This is a genomic window from Amycolatopsis sp. QT-25 (assembly GCF_029369745.1).
Classification (GTDB): Bacteria; Actinomycetota; Actinomycetes; order Mycobacteriales; family Pseudonocardiaceae; genus Amycolatopsis.
In genome coordinates this window covers 4,250,689-4,269,434 of record NZ_CP120210.1, presented here as the reverse complement: position 1 = coordinate 4,269,434, position 18,746 = coordinate 4,250,689, and the positions used below count along the sequence as shown (strand labels likewise).

General features: G+C 68.2%; 17 protein-coding genes and 3 pseudogenes. 9 read left to right on the top strand and 11 right to left on the bottom strand.

All coding sequences use genetic code 11. The features are described 5' to 3' along the window. Positions 1–190 precede the first annotated feature (190 nt). Positions 191–730 (bottom strand): annotated as a pseudogene (locus P3102_RS19740) (epoxide hydrolase); the annotation flags it as partial. A gap of 171 nt (positions 731–901) precedes the next feature. On the opposite strand from P3102_RS19740, the gene P3102_RS19735 reads away from it, so the two are divergent. Beyond that, positions 902–1,501: a TetR/AcrR family transcriptional regulator gene (locus P3102_RS19735; RefSeq protein WP_276360696.1), complete on the top strand. Its 600-nt coding sequence runs from the start codon at positions 902–904 to the stop codon at positions 1,499–1,501. A gap of 212 nt (positions 1,502–1,713) precedes the next feature. On the opposite strand, the gene P3102_RS19730 is transcribed toward P3102_RS19735, so the two are convergent. After that, positions 1,714–2,289: a TetR/AcrR family transcriptional regulator gene (locus P3102_RS19730; RefSeq protein WP_276360695.1), complete on the bottom strand. Its 576-nt coding sequence runs from the start codon at positions 2,287–2,289 to the stop codon at positions 1,714–1,716. A gap of 221 nt (positions 2,290–2,510) precedes the next feature. Here P3102_RS19730 and P3102_RS19725 point away from each other — a divergent pair, with 221 nt between their 5' ends. The 3 genes from P3102_RS19725 to P3102_RS19715 are packed head-to-tail and all read left to right on the top strand — an operon-like array spanning position 2,511 to position 6,086. After that, positions 2,511–2,963, top strand: a complete 453-nt coding sequence (locus P3102_RS19725; RefSeq protein WP_276360694.1) for a (2Fe-2S)-binding protein — start codon at positions 2,511–2,513, stop codon at positions 2,961–2,963. Beyond that, positions 2,950–3,909: a xanthine dehydrogenase family protein subunit M gene (locus P3102_RS19720; RefSeq protein WP_276360692.1), complete on the top strand. Its 960-nt coding sequence runs from the start codon at positions 2,950–2,952 to the stop codon at positions 3,907–3,909. Before P3102_RS19725 ends, P3102_RS19720 begins: the two co-directional genes overlap by 14 nt. Beyond that, entirely contained in the window at positions 3,909–6,086 is a 2,178-nt protein-coding gene (locus P3102_RS19715; protein ID WP_276360690.1) for a xanthine dehydrogenase family protein molybdopterin-binding subunit, read from the top strand. Before P3102_RS19720 ends, P3102_RS19715 begins: the two co-directional genes overlap by 1 nt. 98 nt (positions 6,087–6,184) lie before the next feature. Here the strand turns inward: P3102_RS19715 and P3102_RS19710 are convergent, their stop codons facing one another. The 7 genes and pseudogenes from P3102_RS19710 to P3102_RS19680 all read right to left on the bottom strand — a co-directional run bounded on the left by P3102_RS19710 (position 6,185) and on the right by P3102_RS19680 (position 11,420). After that, positions 6,185–6,709, bottom strand: a complete 525-nt coding sequence (locus P3102_RS19710; RefSeq protein ID WP_276360689.1) for a DUF6389 family protein — start codon at positions 6,707–6,709, stop codon at positions 6,185–6,187. Next, positions 6,678–7,022, bottom strand: coding sequence for a hypothetical protein (locus P3102_RS19705; RefSeq protein WP_276360687.1), 345 nt, complete (start codon positions 7,020–7,022; stop codon positions 6,678–6,680). The genes P3102_RS19710 and P3102_RS19705 overlap by 32 nt, the downstream gene beginning before the upstream one ends. 289 nt (positions 7,023–7,311) lie before the next feature. Further along, positions 7,312–7,433: pseudogene (locus P3102_RS19700) on the bottom strand (IS481 family transposase); the annotation flags it as partial. Positions 7,434–7,755: 322 nt separating this feature from the next. Further along, positions 7,756–8,235 (bottom strand): GreA/GreB family elongation factor, encoded by a 480-nt coding sequence (locus tag P3102_RS19695; RefSeq protein WP_276360685.1) that lies wholly within the window; start codon positions 8,233–8,235, stop codon positions 7,756–7,758. Between the two features lie 91 nt (positions 8,236–8,326). Then, complete coding sequence (locus P3102_RS19690) at positions 8,327–8,503, bottom strand: hypothetical protein (RefSeq protein WP_276360684.1); 177 nt, start codon at positions 8,501–8,503, stop codon at positions 8,327–8,329. 6 nt (positions 8,504–8,509) lie between these two features. Next, positions 8,510–9,772 carry an FAD-dependent oxidoreductase gene (locus P3102_RS19685; protein WP_276360682.1) on the bottom strand — a complete coding sequence of 421 codons (1,263 nt, stop codon included), beginning with the start codon at positions 9,770–9,772 and terminating at the stop codon, positions 8,510–8,512. 109 nt (positions 9,773–9,881) lie between these two features. Further along, a complete protein-coding gene (locus P3102_RS19680) occupies positions 9,882–11,420 on the bottom strand; it encodes a helix-turn-helix domain-containing protein (protein WP_276360680.1) in 1,539 nt (512 codons plus the stop codon). A gap of 181 nt (positions 11,421–11,601) precedes the next feature. Here P3102_RS19680 and P3102_RS19675 point away from each other — a divergent pair, with 181 nt between their 5' ends. From P3102_RS19675 to P3102_RS19665, 3 genes are all read left to right on the top strand, one after another. Next, on the top strand, positions 11,602–13,170 hold the full coding sequence (locus P3102_RS19675) for a discoidin domain-containing protein (RefSeq protein WP_276360679.1): 1,569 nt from the start codon (positions 11,602–11,604) through the stop codon (positions 13,168–13,170). Between the two features lie 88 nt (positions 13,171–13,258). Continuing rightward, entirely contained in the window at positions 13,259–14,818 is a 1,560-nt protein-coding gene (locus tag P3102_RS19670; RefSeq protein ID WP_276371258.1) for a discoidin domain-containing protein, read from the top strand. A gap of 17 nt (positions 14,819–14,835) precedes the next feature. Continuing rightward, positions 14,836–15,867, top strand: coding sequence for a hypothetical protein (locus P3102_RS19665; protein ID WP_276360677.1), 1,032 nt, complete (start codon positions 14,836–14,838; stop codon positions 15,865–15,867). A 99-nt stretch (positions 15,868–15,966) separates the two neighbouring features. Here P3102_RS19665 and P3102_RS19660 read toward each other — a convergent pair whose 3' ends face one another. Then, positions 15,967–16,353, bottom strand: a complete 387-nt coding sequence (locus P3102_RS19660) for a hypothetical protein (RefSeq protein ID WP_276360675.1) — start codon at positions 16,351–16,353, stop codon at positions 15,967–15,969. 193 nt (positions 16,354–16,546) lie between these two features. On the opposite strand from P3102_RS19660, the gene P3102_RS19655 reads away from it, so the two are divergent. Beyond that, positions 16,547–17,488 carry a glycoside hydrolase family 43 protein gene (locus tag P3102_RS19655; RefSeq protein ID WP_276360674.1) on the top strand — a complete coding sequence of 314 codons (942 nt, stop codon included), beginning with the start codon at positions 16,547–16,549 and terminating at the stop codon, positions 17,486–17,488. A gap of 59 nt (positions 17,489–17,547) precedes the next feature. After that, a pseudogene (locus P3102_RS19650) lies at positions 17,548–17,786 on the top strand (DUF6480 family protein). A 33-nt stretch (positions 17,787–17,819) separates the two neighbouring features. Here the strand turns inward: P3102_RS19650 and P3102_RS19645 are convergent. Next, complete coding sequence (locus P3102_RS19645; RefSeq protein ID WP_276360671.1) at positions 17,820–18,713, bottom strand: alpha/beta hydrolase; 894 nt, start codon at positions 18,711–18,713, stop codon at positions 17,820–17,822. Positions 18,714–18,746 lie beyond the last annotated feature (33 nt).

Genomic DNA, 18,746 nt, shown 5'->3' with positions numbered 1-18,746 from the left:
GGGACACGTAGGTGTGCACGAAGTCGACCATGTCGGCGCGCGGCCCGGGAAGCAGCCGGTCGATCGGCGCGCCGCCGGTCAGGTCCCAGTGGCGGTCGCCCTGGAAGATGTTCAGCGGCATCTCGTTGCCGAGGTGGAGACCGTGCAGCGAACCGGCGTACTTGTGGCCGAGTTGGGCTCCGACCAGCGCACCGTAGTCGGCGGCGCCGACCCCGAAGCGGCGGTGGCCGAGCACGTCGGTCATCAGCGTGTGGAACCGGTCGGCCATGCTGACGAAGTTCTCCTTGCCGTTCGTCAGCGGGGTGGAGAACGCGAATCCCGGCAGCGAGGGGACGACGACGTCGAAAGCGTCCGCCGGGTCGCCGCCGTACGCGCCCGGATCGGCGAGCGGACGGATGACCTTGCTCCAGTCCCAGAAGGTCCACGGCCAGCCGTGCATGAGCAGCAGCGGAATCGGCGCGGGGCCTTTGCCCGGCTCGCGGATGAAATGCACGGGGGTGCCGCCGATGTCCGCACGATGATGCGAATAGCTGTTCAGCCGCGCTTCGACGGCCCGCCAGTCGAAACCGTCGGCCCAGTATTCGACGATCGGCTTGAGGTAGGCGGTACTCAGGCCGAAGACCTCGTCTTCGTTGTCGAGATCGGGTGCGAATCGGGTCGCTTTCAGCCGTGACCGGAGGTCGTCGAGGACGTCCTGCTCGACGTCGACGACGAACGGTTCGAGAGTCATGATCGGTTCTCCTCGGGAGTGTAGGTCCAGTCCAGGCGGAGTTGGGTGCTGCGGAGTCCGGCGATGAGCCAGCGGCCGCCCACTCGGGTGAAGCCCACCCGGTAGTGGCCGTAGCCATGCATTCCGGTGGGGCCGTCCCCCGGCGTTCGCCGGCAGGGTTCGGGAGGTCTTGTGCTCACGAAGAAGGGCGCCGCGACGCGGCGGCGGATCATCGAAGCCGCGGCGGAGGAGATCCGCGAGCACGGCGTGGGAGCGGCGACCCTCGACGACATCTGCCGTCGTAGCGGCACGGGCAAGAGCCAGCTCTTCCACTACTTTCCGGAGGGCAAGGATCAACTGCTGATCGCCGTGGCGGAATGGGAGGCCGGGCAGGTGATCGAGGATCAGCAGCCGTACCTCGGACGGCCGACCTCGTGGGAATCGTGGCGAGAGTGGCGTGACGTCGTGATCGAGCGATACCGGCGCCAAGGGGTGCACTGTCCGCTCGGGGTGCTGATCACCGAGATCGGCAGGCACGGACCGGCCGCGCAGGCGATCACCAGACAGCTTCTGGAGCGGTGGCAACGTCAGGTACAGGCGGGCATCGAGGAGATGCGGGACGGTGGGTCGATCAGCCGCGACGTCGACCCGACCCGCGCTTCGGCCGCGTTGATCGAGGCGATCCAGGGCGGGGTGACGATCCTGATGTCCACCGGATCCGCGGATCACCTCGAGGCCGCACTGGATCTGTACTTGGCCTACTTGAGCGACGGCGCACTCGTTCGCGGGTGAATAACGCATTGGACGTAACACGGAGCCGTCCGGGGTCGCCGTAATTTTCGAAACTGCGACAGAAATACCTCGGCCGGGTGCGCATGTCGTAGCGCCCCTTCCTCGATGCCCGGTGGTCGAAGTCGGACCGGCCGGACGAGTGTGGGTTTCGCTTCAGGAGCACATCGCCGGTCTGCGGACTTTCCCGGTGCCGAGGTGATCTCTGAGCGACGTCAGGACCGGACGGTGCCCATCCCGCGCCACAGCAAGTCGAGGAGGCTCGCGACGTCGCGCCGCCACTCACCCTTCGGGTCGAGGTACAGCAGGCCGCCCAGCCCACGCAGGACGGTCTCGGGCTTCAGGTCCGGGCGGACGGTGCCGGCGTCGACATTCGCCTGCAACAGCTTGAACACCGCGCCGACCATGGCCTCGTAGGCCCCCGCGGGCAGCTCGCCGCGCGAGGCCGTGGCGGCACGAAAGGCTTCGGCGAGGCCGCGTTTGGTCATCATGTAATGCGCCAGGTGATCGGTGGTCCACGTCCGGAAAGCCTGCTCTGGCGAGTATTTCTCGAGCAGGCTCGGCACGATGTCGACGAGCTGGCGTACTTCGCGCTGGTAGACCGCCAGGATGAGGGCTTCCGGGGTGGGGAAGTGCCGGTACACCGTGCCGACACCGACCTCGGCCTGTTTCGCGATGGCGTTGAACGACACTTCGCCCGAGCAGGCCAGTGACTTCGCCGCGGCGGCGAGGATGCGCTCGTGGTTGCGCCGGGTGTCCGCGCGCCGGGGATTGACCGATCCCGTCGTCATCTTCCCTCCCGTCCGCCGGTGCCGTTCCGGTGAATGTAGCCGAGGAACCCGGGTGACCTGGAGCGACTCCAGGGGGAAACATCGACATTGCCAAGCGGATTGTAATCCGCTAACTTGAAAATTGAAGCGGATGAATATCCGGTTCGGTTCGCGAACAGCCTCCCACCACCTCAACCTACGCCGTCGGGCCCGTGCCCGGACGATCTGCGGAAAGAGATCCAGTGGACATCTCACTCGAAGTCAACGGCAGGACGGAACACCTGAGTCTCGAACCCGGGGTGACCCTGCTGGACGCGCTGCGGGAGCGGCTCGCCGTCACCGGCCCGAAGAAAGGCTGTGACAGAGGGCAGTGCGGCGCCTGCACGGTGCACGTCGGCGGACGGCCGGTGCTGTCCTGCCTCACCTTGGCCGCCACCGTGAAGCAGCCGGTGACCACGGTCGAAGGACTGTCCACAGAGGATCGGTTGCATCCGGTCCAGCAGGCGTTCGTCGACCGCGACGCCCTCCAGTGCGGATTCTGCACCTCCGGGCAGATCATGTCGGCCGTCGCCGCCGTCGAACAGGACGTCGAGGACGTCCGTGAGTTCATGTCCGGCAACCTCTGCCGGTGCGCGGCGTACCCGAACATCATCGCGGCGGTCGAGCAGGCGAGGAGGGCCGATGCGTCCCTTTGAGCTGCTCGCGCCCGAGACCGTCGAGGCGGCGGTCTCTTCACCCGGCACCTTCCTGGCGGGCGGGACCACGCTCGTCGACCTGATGAAACTCAACGTCCTGACGCCACCGCAGGTCCTGGACATCAACGCGGTGCCGCTGCGGGGTATCGACACCGCCGACGGGCTCAGGATCGGTGCGCTGGAGCGGATGGGCGACATCGCCGCACACCCCGGGGTGTATCCGGCGATCTCACGGGCACTGCTGCTCAGCGCGTCCCAGCAGATCCGGAACATGGCCAGCATCGGGGGGAACCTGATGCAGCGCACCCGCTGCTCGTACTTCCGGGACGTCGCCATGCCGTGCAACCGGCGGATACCCGGCAGCGGCTGTCCGGCGATCTCGGGTGCCAACCGGATGCACGCGGTGCTGGGCACGAGCGATTCGTGCGTGGCGACCCACGCCAGCGACGTGGCGGTCGCCCTGGTCGCCCTCGACGCGCGACTCCGGCTGGTCAGCACGACCGGGACCCGTGTTGTCGAACTGGCTTCTTTCCACCGGCAGCCGGGTGACACCCCCGAGGTGGAGACCGACCTCCAGCCCGGCGAGCTGATCGCCGAAGTCGTGGTTCCGCGACTGGACTGGGCGTCGAACTCCACCTACGTCAAGGTGCGCGACAGGCAGTCCTACGAGTTCGCGCTGTGCTCGGCCGCGGTCGCGCTGCGGGTCGAGGACTCGCGGATCGTCGACGCCAGGGTCGCGGCCGGTGGCGTGGCGACGGTGCCTTGGCGGCTGCCCGCGGTCGAGGCCGCCTTGCGCGGCGCGCCCGCGACGGTCTCGGCCTTCGAAGATGCCGCGGCGCTGGCCGCCGAGGGCGCGCGCCCGCTGTCCGGGAACGGATTCAAGACGTCGTTGTTGCGGCGGACCATCGTCCGCGCACTGCTCGAACTGACCGAGGGGAGCCGCTGATGACCAGCCGGGTGGACGGGCCGCTGAAAGTCACCGGCCGGGCCGAATACGGGGCGGATCACACCTTCCCCGGGCTGGTCCACGGGTACGTCGTGCTCAGCACGATCGCGCACGGTGAGATCGAGGCGATGGACGTCACGGCGGCGAAGGGCGCTCCGGGCGTGATCGATGTGTACACGCCGTTCGACCCGCTGGAACTGGACACCCCGGCTACACCGTTCATGGGTGAGACCTGGGTTCCTTTGCAGGACAAGGAAGTCACCTACTACGGCCAGCCGATCGGCTTCGTGGTGGCCGAAACCTATGAGCAGGCGCGCGACGCGGCGATGCTCGTCGAGGTCTCCTACCTGACGAGGCCCGCTCTGACTTCGTTGGAGGACGGCCTGGCTTCGGCGGAAGACGCGCCACCCGGGAGGGACGGTGGACCAGCCACCCTCGCCGTTCTCGCTCCCGGGGTCGAGTCCATCGAGGACGCGCTCGCCGCGAGCCCGGTGGTCGTCGAAGCCACCTACACCACCGCGCCCCAGAACCACGCCGCGTTGGAGCCGCACTCCGCGGTCGCGGTGTGGGTGCCCGATGGCCTGACGATCCACAGCGGCAACCAGGCAGCCAACCTTCAAGCGGCGGAGCTGGCGATGGCACTGGGCACAGAGCCGTCCGAGGTGCACGCGGTGAATCCGTTCGTGGGCGGGGCGTTCGGCGGCAAGGGCCGCACCTCGATCCCGGCGTTCCTGGCCGCGGCGGCGGCCAGGGTGCTCGGACGGCCGGTGAAAGCCGTGCTCAGCCGGGAACAGGTTTTCACCGCGACCGCGGGCCGTGCCGCGACGGTGCAGAAGATCGCCCTCGGCGCGGAACACGACGGTACGCTCACCGCCCTGCGCCACGACTCGTGGTGCAGCACACCGCTGGACCGGTCGTTCGTCGAGCCGACGTCGCACGGCACCTCCCGCGAGTGGTACGCCACTCGGAACCTGGCCATCAGCCAGAAAATCGTGCCGCTGAACCTCCCGCCGACCACCTTCATGCGGGCACCGGGCGAGGCACCCGGGTCTTTCGCGCTGGAGAGCGCGATCGACGAACTCGCGGTCTCGTTGGGCATGGACCCGATCGAGCTGCGTCAGCGAAACAACTCGACCGCTCCACCCGGTAAGGATCTGCAATGGTCGAGCAAGCATCTCGACGAATGCTTCCGCATCGGCGCCACGCGGTTCGGCTGGGTGGATCGCGCGCCTCGAGGACGGGCCGACGGAGACTGGCTCGTGGGCATGGGAACGGCGACGGCCATGTTTCCCGCCTTGCGCTTCCCGGCGACGGTCGAGGTCACCTTGCTGCCCGACGACACGGCCGTCGTCGCGACCAGCGGAGCGGACCCGGGAACAGGCCTGCTGACCGTGCTTTCCCTGGTGGGTGGCGAATCGCTGGACATCTCGCCGGATCGGGTGACGCCGCGGCTCGGTGATTCGAAGCTGCCGCCCGGGGGCATGTCCGGCGGCTCGACGGCCACCGCGAGCGCGGGAACGGCCATCATGATCGCCGCCGCCAAGGCGATCGACGAACTGCTGGCGCTGGCCTCGGCGCCGGGCGCGCCGTTCGACGGCATGGACGTGTCCTATGCGGACGGCCGCGTGCTGGCCGGAGACCGGACGATGACCTTCGGCGAGCTGTTGGGGGCACTGAAGCGTCCCTCGCTGTCGGTGACCGGTTCCTCGGCGCCCGGCGAAGAGGTGACAAAACATTCGTTCAGCTCGTTCGGCGCCCAGTTCTGCGAAGTCCGCGTGCACAAGTGGACACGGGAGATCCGGGTGTCCCGCATGCTCGGCGTATTCGACTCCGGCCGGATCGTCAATCCGGTGGCGGCGCGAAGCCAGATCATCGGGGGCATGATCTGGGGTGTTTCGGCCGCTCTGCACGAGGGTCTGGAGGTCGAGGACAACGGACGCTTCGCCAACGGTGACCTCGCGAGCTATCTGATCCCGGTGAACGCGGACATCCCCGAGGTCGACGTCCACTTCGTCGAGTACCCGGACACGCTGCACAACTCGGTCGGCGCGAAAGGGCTGGGCGAGATCGGCATCGTCGGCATGGCGGCGGCGGTCGCGAACGCCGTCCACAACGCCACCGGCATCCGGGTCCGGCACATTCCCATCCTGCTCGAGGATCTCCTCGACGAGTCCTAGGCGAGCGTGGGGATTCGGGACACGTGCGGTCCCGGATCTCCACGCTCGGGCTTGCCGCACGGCAGCTTCGGCAAGGGCATCTCGGGTTACGACCTGATTCACAACTGGCCGAAACGAGCGGATTCGCGCCGCCGGGAAGCCCGCGTGCTCCGCGAGCGTGAAGGTCGCTGATACCGCATGTTCACGTTGCCCGCCCGAGGCATGCTCGAGTCAGCAGGCCGGCCATCGTCCAGTCCTGCATCACCACTCCGACGCTCTTGGAAACCGTATGGCCGGATCGCCTCGGAATTCCGCCGAAATGGGCAGCCGGATCGTTCGGGCCACGACGAACCCGCCGTACCTGGGGGCGTGCCCGCGTGGCTCGGCGCAGAGCAATCGCCGCAGTTCATCGACTTCGGGATCGGCCGCGGCCCGCTTTTCGGCGACCGTCGCCTCGGCTGGTTCACCGCGTCGATCCAGCCGGTGGCTGGGTCGACGACGAGTCCCGCCGAGACCCCGCGCGGGAGTGGTGGAACATCGGGTTCCCAGCCGGTTTCGTGATGGACGACGCCGAACAGATGGCGGTGCTCGTCGACGTCCACACAAGACGATCTAACGCGGGCTCTGGGCCGTGACGCGGGCATCGTCGAGGACCAGCGGCCACCACTCGGCGGCGCCGGTGCGGCCATGTCCCGGATCGACACCGATGAACACGCGCCCTCCGACCCGGACGCGAACGTGGCGGGCGTGCCAATCGACCGTCGTGCGTTGCCGGATCCGTCCGGCGCACCGCCAGGTCCGGTCGGTGAACCGCACGACCGTGGAGTGCCCCTGGAGCTGGCCGAAAGGGACGACGCCGGGGTAGGCCATCCAGGGTTCGTGCAGCGCCGCGCCCGATTCGGCCCACAGGGGACCGGCCCTGCCGTCGCGGCCGCTTTCACCCCACTCCCAGATCAAGTCCGGGCGCTCGTTGAGCGACTCAGCGGCCTCGGTCGCCGAGGGTGGTTCTCCCAGACGTTGCCAAGAGGCGAGCGTCAGACACCCCTCCATAATACCGCAATTATTCGAACACGCGTTCGTAATTTTAAGCAATAATGTATCTGGCACGTTTACCACTGGCGGGTGATTGGGTCGCAAACGACGATTGCTCAAAGCAAGTAGATGACTAGATGTATTGGCCTGGAGTTTGGGAATGCGGGGGGCCGAGTGCGGTGTAGCCGCAGTGGTGATTGTAGGTGTGCAGTCAGCCGGGGTAGGCGTTGCGGCGTTCGGAGTGGCAGGGGCGGTGTAGGCCCATTCCTCGAGAAGGGTGCGGTTGAGCCGCTCGACTTTGCCGTTGATCTAGGACCGGTACGGGCGGGTGCGTTTGGCTGACCTCGGCGTTGGCGAGTGTCGCGTCAGAGGCGGGTTTTGCAGCAGGACCCGTTGTCGGTCAGCACTCGCCGGACAGCGATTCCATTGACGGTGGGAAAACCCGAGCTCGTCGCCAGAGCGCGACCGCGGTGCTTCCGGTCATCCCCTTGGACCAGATCACCGAGCGAAGAGCCTCCGGGCAGCCGGTGCAGATGTCGCGATCCACACCGAACCCGGAGGCCGGCCTCGAAGCAAGCTCGTCCGACTACGCGTCGACCCGTTCGTGACGTCTCAGGTCACTACACCTGAGCGCGACCCTGCCCGCCGCACCGAACCGTCAGTGAGCGCCCTCCCGATGACGGCTGTAAGGCTTCGCGTCCAGCAGCGTGACACTCACGGCTCCGCCGCTGGGTACGCGATATTCCCGCCGGTCGCCCGGTTTCGCGCCGTGCAGTGCGCGGCCCAGTGGGGAATCGGGGGAGTAGACCTCGATGTCGCCGTGTCCCGCCTCGTCACGAGTGCCGAGCAGGAAGGTCTCGGTGTCGCCGTCGTCGTACTCGACGGTGAGTACCATGCCGGGCTCGGCGATCCCGTCGTCGGGAGGGTCCTGTCCGACGACGGCGCCGCGCAGCATGTCTTCGATCTGCCGGATCCGTGCCTGCCGGTGGAGGTGGTGGGCGATCTCGTCGTCGCCGTACCGGTCGTCGGTGCCGGGGCGCCGCAACGTGGCGAGCTCGCGTACCAGGCGCGCGTGTGCTTCCGGGGTGAGCCAAGGGCCTGGCGAGGTGAGCAACGGGCCTGGCGAGACGATGGTCATGGTGATGATCGCCTTTCGATCGTCACGTCCGTGAGGGCCGGGCGCGGAAAGGACCCGGCCCCCACAGACCTTCGGGTGAGTCCCGCGTCGGTCAGCGGGTCTCTGGCTTGCGGTGCCGCCGCTGGAAGGCCCCGGCGTCGGTGGCGAACCCGATCGCGGCCTTCAGCAGAAGATCCTTCTCGGTGCGCAGCAGGGCGTTCTCGGCGCGGAGCCGGTCCACTTCGGACTGTTCGGTGGGTGGGATTTCATGGTCTGGTGGCATCGTCATCCGAAATCAGCGAAGGGGATCGAAGGGGCGCAGGGCCTCGGGCTGCTTGCCGGTGGTGATGTGCTCGGCCAGGAGGCGTCCGGTGATCGGGCCGTGGGTCAGTCCCCACATCCCGTGCCCGCCCGCGACGTAGAGCCCGGGCGTGCTCGTCGCGCCGATCACGTGCCGCCCGTCGGTGGTGACCGGGCGGGAGCCGACCCATTCGTCGGTGCGCCGGTCCCAGTCCAGGCCGGTCAGGAACGGCCGCGCCGAGGCGATGATCGCGTCGATCCGGGCCGGATCCAGTGGTGCGTCCGGTTTCCGGAATTCCATCGTCCCGGCCACGCGGAGGCCGCCCTGGTAGGGGGTGCACGCCACGCGGATGCCCGGCAGGTAGAGCGGCCCGGGTACCGGACGGTCGGTCGGCACGGTGAAGGAGTAGCCGCGTCCGGCGCGCACGGGGACCTTGACTCCCCACTTCCTGCCGAGCTCTCCCAGCCAGGCCCCGGTCGCGAGCACGACCGCGTTGGCGTTCACCGACTGACCCGTCTTCGAGCGCACGCTCAGCGCGTGGCGGTGCGCGCGCAGGGACGCGACCTCGAACCGGTGACGGATCGTGCCGCCCCGGCCGACCACCGCCCGTGCCAGCGACTCCACGAACCGGCCCGGGTCCACGTAGCGCTGCCCGTCGATCCGGACACCGGCGCCGAGCCTGGCCGTGGCTTGGGGAAACCGCGCGGCGAGGTCGGCCGCGGTGAGCCGGGTGCAGGAGATGTCCTGTCCGGCCTCCCCGAGGTGCCGCAGTTCGGTGATCAGTCCCGCGGCCTGGTCGGCGGTCTCGAACGCGGCCGTGATCGTCGCTTCTGTGGTCGGCGCGTCCACCCCGTTCGCGGTGAGGACGTCGAAGGCCTCCAGGCATTCCGCGTTCAGCGGTGAGTTCGCCTCGACGGCGCGAGTCCACGAGCGGCCGGTGCAGTTGGCGGCGAAGCGGGTGAGGAACGACCACAGCCGCGGATCCGGAGACGGCGGAACGTGCAGCGGGGCTTGCCGGTCGAGCAGCGTCCGCAGTCCGTAGCGAAGCACGCCGGGTTCGTTGAGAGGGATCGCGAGTCCGGGGGAGAGCCAGCCGGCGTTACCCCACGACGCGCCCGCCGCGATGCCTTCGCGATCCAGCACCGTGACACCGACGCCGCGCTCCTGCAGGAACCACGCGGTCGACAGGCCGGCCACGCCGGCGCCGATCACGATCGCCGAACGCGGGACGCCGTCGATCCGGTCGAGATCGCCCATGAATTCCTCCGCTGCACGAGTGGTGCTGTCGCGGTCAGGATGGCTCGGAAACGGGCCGCGGCGATTGTCCGGATCCGACAAACCGGGCGGGTGGTTTTGGTCGGAACGGTCAAGGAGGGGGTTCGGACACGGCGAGCTCGATGATCATCGCCAGCCGTTTCGCGGGCTGGTCGAGCCGGAGTTCGGTCACCTCGGCCATCTTCCGCAGCCGGTAGCGGATCGTGTTGGGGTGCACGCCGAGTCGCTCGGCGGCTTCGGCGAGGTCGCCTTGTGCCTCGAGCCAGGCTCGCAACGTGGCGACGTAGCTGGTGGCGTTCGCGTTGTCGTGTCGTCGCAACTCGGTGATCGGGCCGCGGGCCGGGGCCCGGCCGGACGCGGCGGCGGCTCGCAGCCGTTGCACCAGGATGTCGTCCCAGGCCTCGTCGTAGGCGATCGCGGACCTCGTGGCGGGCCGGACGTCGTGCAGCGCGAGACACTCGTCGGCTTCCCGCCTGCTGGCAGGCAACTCCGCCGACGTCGCGCCCGCCCCGATGCCGGCGAGCATCGTCACCTGGCGGGGCAGTGCCGCACGGATCGAAGCTACCCACGCCCTGGCCGCCTCGACGTCGTCGCCGGGCAGGACGGTGTAGACGGTGTTGCTGAACAGGGTGCTGCGCCCCGGCCGTGACCAGCCGAAACCGGTGGTCGCCCGCTCGAACGCGAGCAGGAGCGCGGCGTGACGCTCGTCGCCGATGTGGGCCTGGAGCGCGATCACGCGGAATCGGCCGGGAGGCAGGCCGAGCCTGCTGAGCACGGCCGCCGCGTCCGGTGTGCCCTCCACCAGCCGGATCACCAGATCGGATTCGACCTGCCGCTCCAGGTCCGCGCTCGCCCGGGAACGCAGCAGGTGCAGGCCGACCGTGCGCGAGCTGTCCCGCAGGATTACACGCCGGGCGTCGGTCAGCGGCCGGTCGCATTCCACCCAGATCGAGCCCAGCGCCTCCCGGCCCGCGCGGACCGCGACGACCATGCGCCCGGTCAGCCCGTGCTCGGGATCGGCTTCGACGAACAACGGCTCGTCGGACTCGGCGAGATGGCGGAACACGCCGCGCCGCTCGAACAGCTCGCGGACCGGCTCCGGGACCTTCCTGCCCAGGATCGTCTCCAGCCGTGCCCGGTCGGCCTGATGCTGACGGCTGGAGTAGGCCAGGACGCGGGAAAGCCGGTCTTCGATGGTCACCGCGCTGCCGAGCGCGTCGGCGAGGCTGTCGGCCAGCGCGAACAAGTCGGTCGGCCCGCGACCGGACTCGGTCTCGCGGCCTTCGAGCACGAGCCCGTAGACGACGCCGGCGAGCTGCCCCCAGGACACGTCCGGCTCGACCAGCAGCACCGCGACACCGCCGCGTTCCGCACGTTCGGCCACCTCCGGGTCCGGCTGCGCTGATCCGCGGACCAGGACGACCGAAGCCTGTGCCGCGGCGGCGAGGTCGACGGCCGTCGTGACGGAGTCCGTGCCGACGGCGAGATACACGTCCCCACGCAGGTCGCGAGGGTCGGCGGCGTCGTGCATCACCACGTCGCGCAACGCCGCCTCGCGCGGTACGGGGCAACACCACAACCGCGCCCCGTAGCCACCCAGGACGTTCACGAGCCGATCCAGCGTCACCATGGCCGCGACCTTGCCACCGAATGATGCCGAATACCGGGTGGCCACCCGTTGACTGTGAGTTCGAGAACCTTCTACACTCCAATCGTTAGGAAACTTACTTAACGAATGTCAGGACGACTCCGGCCGACACGACGCCGCCCACCGCCGGTACTCGCCGACTCCGCAACGTCGAGGAGTTCGCATGCAACGGAGAACACCCCTGGCCGGTGTCGCGGTGGCGACCCTGGTCCTGCTGGGGCAGACGCTGATCTCTTCCGGTACCGCCGCGCAAGCGGAAACACTGCTCTCCGCGGGCAAACCGACCACGACCTCGTCGGTCGAAGGCCCTGAGTTCGCCGGCGGCAACGTCGTCGACGGCAGTGCCACCACCCGGTGGGCGAGCGAGGAAGGGATCGATCCACAATGGATCGCCGTCGACCTCGGCGGCCCCGCGACCGTCACCAAGGTCAAACTGAACTGGGAAGCCGCGTACGCCAAGACCTACAAGATCCAGGGCTCGGCCGACGGCAAGACCTGGACGGACCTCAAGTCGATCGTCGGCGGCGACGGCGCCATCGACGAACACCTCGGCCTCGACGCCGCCGCACGTCACATCCGCGTCCACGGCACGGCTCGCGGCACGGCTTACGGCTATTCGTTGTGGGAGCTCGAAGTCTACGGTGATCGCGTCGGCGGCGGCGACACGCAGGCCCCGACGGCGCCGACCGGCCTCGCCGCGACGGCCACCACCACCGACAGCGTCACCCTCGGCTGGACGGCGTCCACCGACAACGTCGGGGTCACCGAGTACGAGGTGCTCCGCGACGGGAACGTCGTCGGGACCACGGCGACGACCACCTACACCGACAGCGGGCTGGCGTCCGGAGCGGAATTCGGCTACTCCGTGCGGGCACGGGACGCGGCGGGCAACGTCTCCGCGGCGAGTCCGGCGATCAGGGCCGCGACCGGACCCGGCGGCACCGGACCCGTCACCATCGCGCTCGCGGGAGACATCGCCAATCCGGAACTCTTCTCCACGCACCAGGCGACCGCGAACCAGGTCGCCAGGATGAACCCGCGGTACGTGCTGACCGTGGGTGACAACCAGTACCACAAGGGCACCATCTCCGAGTACCGCGCGCACTACGACAAGACGTGGGGCAAGTTCAAGAGCATCACCAAGCCCACGACGGGCAACCACGAGTGGGACGACCAGCTCCGGGGGTACAAGGAGTACTTCGGCGCGATCGCGTACCCGCAGGGCCTGCCGTACTACAGCTACGACATCGGTGACTTCCACTTCGTCGCGATGGACTCGAATCCGATCTACACCGGCGGCGGCTCCGAGCAGGTGACCTGGCTGCGCAACGACCTGGCGAAGAACACGAAGTCCTGTGTCATCGGGTATTGGCACCATCCGCGCTTCAACTCGGGCAATTCCGGCGACAAGAAGCAGATGGCGCCGCTGTGGAACGAGCTGGCCAGGGCGAAGGCGGACGTCGTGTTCGCCGGGCACGATCACCATTACGAGCGGACCAAGCCGCTGGACGTCAACGGGCACGTCGACGAGGCCAACGGCGTGCGGTCGGTGATCGCCGGTATCGGCGGCGACTACCTCTACACCGACTACAAGGCGCGTGAAGGGGTGGAAAAGATTCTCGGCAAACACGGTGTGCTGAAGCTGGTGCTGAACGGGAAGTCCTACTCCTGGGAGATCTACGACACCGCCGGGAAGGTGCTCGACAAGGCGGGTCCGTACACCTGCCGCTGACGGCCGTGGTCCGGTGCCGTACGCGGCACCGGACCCGGGCGTGTTGTCCACGACGACGTAGGTCCCTTCAGGAGTGCAAGTGAATCGAATGGTGAAGCCGGGCACCGCCGCGATCGCGGCGATCGTCCTGCTCGCTCAGCCCGTGACCGCTTCCGGTGCCACGGCCGGACCGGCGGAATCCCTGCTGTCGGCCGGCAAACGGACCACTACCTCCACCGTCGAGAACGAAAGCTTCGGTGGCGCTCTGGCCGTCGACGGTGATTCGACCACACGTTGGGCGAGTCTGGAGGGCGATCCACAGTGGATCGCGGTCGACCTCGGCGGTCCCGCGGACATCAGCCGGGTCAAGATCCTCTGGGAATCGGCCCACGCCAAGGACTACCAGGTTCAAGCGTCCGACGACGGCCAGAACTGGCGTGACGTGAAGACCGTCGTGGGCAGCGACGGCGGCCTCGACGAGTTCACCGGCCTGAACACCTCCGCGCGGCACGTCCGGATCTTCGGCACGGCGCGGGCGACCGTTTACGGGTACTCGCTGTGGGAACTGGAGGTCTACGGCGTCCGGACGGGCGACGGTGACATCCAGCCGCCGTCGGTGCCAACCGGGCTCCGGCAGACGTCGTCCGCCACCGAGAGCATCACGCTCGGCTGGACCGCGTCCACGGACGACGTGGGGGTCGCGGAGTACGAAGTCCTGCGCAACGGCAACGTCATCGGCAGGACCGCGACGACTTCCTACACCGACACGTCACTGGCGTCGGGTTTCGACTTCCAGTACGCGGTGCGGGCACGGGACGCGGCCGGGAACCTGTCCGGGTCGACCGTGCCGGTGAAGGCGGCCACCCGGCCGTCGGCGGCCGACGGTATCGTCATCGCGCTCGCCGGCGACATCGCGAAGCCGGAGCTGCCGTCCGAGCACCAGCGGACGGCGGAGCTGGTGAGCAGGATCAAGACTCGGTACGTGCTGACGGTCGGCGACAATCAATACGTCGACGGCACCATCGAAGAGTTCCGTTCCTATTACGACAAGACGTGGGGAAAGTTCAAGCGCATCACCAAACCCACTCCGGGCAACCATGAGTGGAACAACGAGCTGGCGGGGTACGAACAATACTTCGGCAAGATCGCGACCCCCAAGGGAAAGCCGTACTACAGTTTCGACGTCGGCGCCTTCCATTTCGTCGCGCTCGATTCGGACCCGGTGTACAACGGCGGGGGTGCCGAGCAGGTGGCGTGGCTGCGCAAGGACCTCGCGAAGACCAAGAAGTCCTGCATAGCCGGGTATTGGCACCATCCGCGCTTCAACTCGGGCAATTCCGGAGACGCGAAGAGCATCGCGCCCCTGTGGAACGAGCTGGCCAGGGCGAAGGCGGACGTCGTGTTCGCCGGGCACGATCACCATTACGAGCGGACCAAGCCGCTGGACGTCAACGGGCACGTCGACGAGGCCAACGGCGTACGGTCGGTCATCGCCGGTATCGGCGGCGACAGTCTTTATCTCGATTACAAGGCCCGTGAAGGCGTCGAAAAGATCCTGGGCAAGCACGGGGTGATGAAGCTGGTGCTCAAGGGAAAGACCTATTCCTGGGAGATCATCGGCACCAACGGGGAACTGCTCGACAAGGCGGGCCCGTTCCGCTGCCGGTGACGGGGAAAGGAGACAGGGTGAAGCTTCCGGCGAAGTTCGTCGTGGCGCTGGCGGGTGTCGCCGCCCTCGCCGCCGCCTCGGTGGTGTACGTCGTGCAGGCCAAGGCGAAGAGTCCTGAACGGCGGACGGCCGACGCGACGGTCGCGGTGGATTCCGCCCGGCCGGTCGTGCTGGGGGAGCCGGGGCGACTGTTGTTCCGCAACGGTGCGGCGGGGCCCGGCTACGGGAACGTCGCCTCGGTCCCCGTCGCCGAACCCGGGGGACCGCGCCGGGTCAGTTCACTGAGTTGCGAACGGTTCTACACCGCGGCGGACGGTGGCCTGTGCCTGGCGAAGGAACCCACGCCCATGCCCGGCGCGGTCGCCCGGTTCGTCGATACCGCGCTCGGCGAGACCAAGCGGGTCGACGTCCCCGGCATCCCCAACCGCGCGAAGCTCTCCCCCGGTGGCCGGATGGGAAGCTGGACCACCTTCGTCACGGGTGACTCCTACTCTCAGCCCGGCAGCTTCTCCACGCGTACGGCCATCATGGATCGCGAGCGCAACGAGTTGTCGAGCAACATCGAGGGCATTCCGCTGCGGATCGGGGAGACGTCCCATCGCGGCGAGGACGTCAACTACTGGGGCGTCACGTTCGCCGCCGACCAGCGGATGTTCTACGCCACGGTCGCGACCGGCGGGCGGACCCATCTGGTGCAGGGTGACAACGAGGCGTGGAACGCGCGCACGCTGCGAGAGAACGCGGAATGCCCGTCGTTGTCGCCGGACGGCACGAAACTGGCCTTCAAGAAGCGGGTGGCCGACGGTGATGCCCGGCCCTGGCGCGAACACGTGCTGGACCTGGCCACGATGCGGGAGATCCCGCTCGCGGAGACACGCAGTGTGGACGATCAGGCCGTCTGGCTCGACAACGACACGATCGCCTACGGCTTGCCGCGCGAGACCGGGAAGGAAAGCGACATCTGGTCCGTGCCCGCCGACGGCAGCGGCGCGGCTCGCCTGCTGGTCCCCTTCGCCTCGTCGCCGTCGGTCACCACGGCCGCTCGCTGAGCCGGGCTCAGCCGCTGTCAGGGGTGAATCTGCCGTCTTCCGGTACTGCCCTGTCGCCGTGATCCCATCATCACTAGGAGCGCTGGTAAGCCTTGTCGCTCAACGGGCGTCTCGCAGCCATCGGGCCGCCCTTCGCCAGATGACTCGCGCATCGACGTCACCGGTGCTCCAAGTGGTCGCTCGGGTGGTACCGAGTTCGCGATACTCGCGCATGATCGCCACGTGGGCCGGCAATCCGACGAACCCGCGCATACCTTCGTGGTCACGCCACACCGAGACGGAGCCCAGGCGCCGGCGCAGCGGTTCGGCCCACAGCCATTGGCCTACCGCGCCGGGCAGCCGGGGCCACTCGCGGCTGAGCAGGTACCCCGCCCGGTAGGCGCCCGGCGTGCTCCGGAAGTCGTCGAGGGTCAACGCGGTGACGCTGATCAGTACTTCTCCGGAGAAGTCCGCGGCCTGACCGGGGATCCACTTGCCTCTGATCATGCTCGCTCCTCGCGTCACCTCAACCCAAGATGGTTGCCTACTGCCTATTATATGCATAGGCGTATCAATTTGGGTTACCCCGTCGGCAGACGGACGAATCCAGTGGAACCGGGTGAACGGCCAAGTACATGCTTCCCGGTGACAGCGACCCGGTGAGGCTGCCGGTCGCGTCGTCGCGTCGACAAAATCGGTTATGAAGTTCAGGCACCGCTTCGCGATCCTCGCCGTGGTCGTGGTCATGACGCTGACCGCCCCGCCTCCGGCCTTCGCCATCGGTACGCCGCAGCTGCTCATCGGCCAGGACTTTCCGGACCCCGACATCGTCAAGACCGACTCCGGCTACCTCGCCTTCTCCACGAGCACCGGCACGGTGAAAGTGCCCTATGCGCGGGCTCCGGCGCCGGAAGGCCCCTGGCAGGTGGTCGGCGACGCTCTGGCGGCCGTGCCGAAGTGGGCCAAGCCGGACGGCGGGTTCTGGGCCCCCGACGTGACCCGGCTTTCCGACGGCACGTTCCTGCTCTACTTTTCGGCGGCGGTGGCTCCCGCGGGGGAGATGTGCATCGGCGTCGCGACAGCCTCGAAGGTCGAAGGTCCGTACATGCCGGTCGGGGAAGGGCCGCTGGTCTGCGTACCCGGTGACAGCGGTGACATCGATCCCCAGACCTTCGTGGACTCCGACGGCTCGCGTTATCTGCTGTACAAAAGCGATGGCGCGGCGGTCGGGCCCCCGGCCGCGATCTGGTCGCAGAAACTGCTCGCCGACGGGCGAACCCTGACCGGCCCGCGTACCGAACTCCTCCGTGCCGATCTCACCTCGGAAAAGGGGATCGTGGAAGCGCCGGCGGTGGTGAAGACGCCGAGCCGGTACTTGCTGTTCTACTCCGCCGACACGTTCCAGAGCTCGGGCTATCACACCGGCTACGCCTCGGCACCCTCGCTGAGCGGACCGTTCGTGAAAGCCGACGCGCAGTTCCTGTCCACCGACCTGCTCGGCGGCAAGGTCGACGCGCCGGGCGGGGCCGACGTCGTCGATGGTCACATCCATTTCCACGGCTGGCTCGCCGGTGGCCGCACCGCCCGCGGGATGTATCGGCTGCCCGTCGGCTTCCCGAACGACGTCCCCCAGCTCGGCTGATCGGCGAACCGACGGTGCCCGCATGGGTTTCGTCGCCCGCGATCCGGTACCCGGACGGCATGACCGCCTCGCCGCCCGACCCGGATCCCGAGAAGACCCCCGGCCTCGAACCAGGAGGCGGTGTGTCACCGGGTGCCACACCGCCCGACTCCGCTCAGACGTCCGGGCTCTCGCATTAACAGCCGATGCCGTCCAAGGCGATGCCTGTCGCCTGGCTGGTCCTCATCGGCGTCCTCGTGTCGTCATGGCGACCGGTTTCGTCGTCGCGCTGGGGCTGGGCTGGCTCAAGCTGGGCTGATCGCACACGGAGCAGTCCCGGCGCCGATCGAGGTCAGCGCAAAGTGCGGCCGAGGAAGTCCCGGATGAGCGCGGCGATTTCCGGGCCGTGCGTCTCGAGGGCGAAGTGCCCGGCGTCGAGAAGGTGCAACTCGGCGTCGGGCAGGTCACGGAGGAAGGCGCGGGCACCGTCGGCGCCGAAGATCTCGTCGTGTTCGCCCCAGGTGACGAGGGTCGGCGGGCGGTGCTCGCGGAAGTACTGCTGCACGGCCGGATAGACGTCGAGATTGAACTGGTAGTCCCAGAACAACTGCAGTTGCACCTCCTTGTTGCCGGGGCGGTCGAGCAGAGCCTGGTCGAGGGTCCAGGTGTCCGGGGTGAGCCGGTCGAGCCGGTCGGCGGGGACACCGTGGGTGTACTGCCACCGGGTTGCCGCGGGCTCCAGGAGCTCGCGTACGGCTGCTTCGTGGGTTTCGCGGTCTTTGGCGTGCGCGAACAGCACGTCCCAGAACGGCGTGAAGCCGTCGACATAGGCGTTGCCGGATTGCACCAGCAGCGCGCTGACCCGCTCCGGATGCCGGCTCGCGATGCGGAGTCCGATGGGTGCCCCGTAGTCCTGGATGTAAAGGGCGAAGCGGTCCAACCCGAGTGCGTCGATGAGCCCGATCGTGACCGCGGTCAGGTTCTCGAACGAGTAGTCGAACTCGTCGACGGACGGGGCTTCGGAGTGCCCGAACCCGATGTGGTCGGGGGCGATGACGTGGTAGCGATCGGCGAGCGCGGGGATCAGCGTCCGGAACATGTACGACGACGTGGGAAAGCCGTGCAGCAGCACCACCGTCGGTGCGGCGGGGTCGCCGGCCTCGCGATAGAAGACGCTGTGGCCGTCGACGGTCTGGGTGCGGTGGGACACCTCGTCGAATCCGGCTGGACGGGTGGTTGTGGGCATGGAGAAACTCCTCGTGGCTGGATCTAACCATCT

Excerpts from the sequence above, each read along its gene's own strand:
- P3102_RS19730 (WP_276360695.1), bottom strand. The coding sequence starts at position 2,289 with ATGACGACGGGATCGGTCAATCCCCGGCGCGCGGACACCCGGCGCAAC.
- P3102_RS19720 (WP_276360692.1), top strand. The coding sequence starts at position 2,950 with ATGCGTCCCTTTGAGCTGCTCGCGCCCGAGACCGTCGAGGCGGCGGTC.
- P3102_RS19715 (WP_276360690.1), top strand. The coding sequence starts at position 3,909 with ATGACCAGCCGGGTGGACGGGCCGCTGAAAGTCACCGGCCGGGCCGAA.
- P3102_RS19710 (WP_276360689.1), bottom strand. The coding sequence starts at position 6,709 with ATGCCCGCGTCACGGCCCAGAGCCCGCGTTAGATCGTCTTGTGTGGAC.
- P3102_RS19695 (WP_276360685.1), bottom strand. The coding sequence starts at position 8,235 with ATGACCATCGTCTCGCCAGGCCCGTTGCTCACCTCGCCAGGCCCTTGG.
- P3102_RS19690 (WP_276360684.1), bottom strand. The coding sequence starts at position 8,503 with ATGACGATGCCACCAGACCATGAAATCCCACCCACCGAACAGTCCGAA.
- P3102_RS19685 (WP_276360682.1), bottom strand. The coding sequence starts at position 9,772 with ATGGGCGATCTCGACCGGATCGACGGCGTCCCGCGTTCGGCGATCGTG.
- P3102_RS19680 (WP_276360680.1), bottom strand. The coding sequence starts at position 11,420 with ATGGTGACGCTGGATCGGCTCGTGAACGTCCTGGGTGGCTACGGGGCG.
- P3102_RS19675 (WP_276360679.1), top strand. The coding sequence starts at position 11,602 with ATGCAACGGAGAACACCCCTGGCCGGTGTCGCGGTGGCGACCCTGGTC.
- P3102_RS19670 (WP_276371258.1), top strand. The coding sequence starts at position 13,259 with ATGGTGAAGCCGGGCACCGCCGCGATCGCGGCGATCGTCCTGCTCGCT.
- P3102_RS19660 (WP_276360675.1), bottom strand. The coding sequence starts at position 16,353 with ATGATCAGAGGCAAGTGGATCCCCGGTCAGGCCGCGGACTTCTCCGGA.
- P3102_RS19655 (WP_276360674.1), top strand. The coding sequence starts at position 16,547 with ATGAAGTTCAGGCACCGCTTCGCGATCCTCGCCGTGGTCGTGGTCATG.
- P3102_RS19645 (WP_276360671.1), bottom strand. The coding sequence starts at position 18,713 with ATGCCCACAACCACCCGTCCAGCCGGATTCGACGAGGTGTCCCACCGC.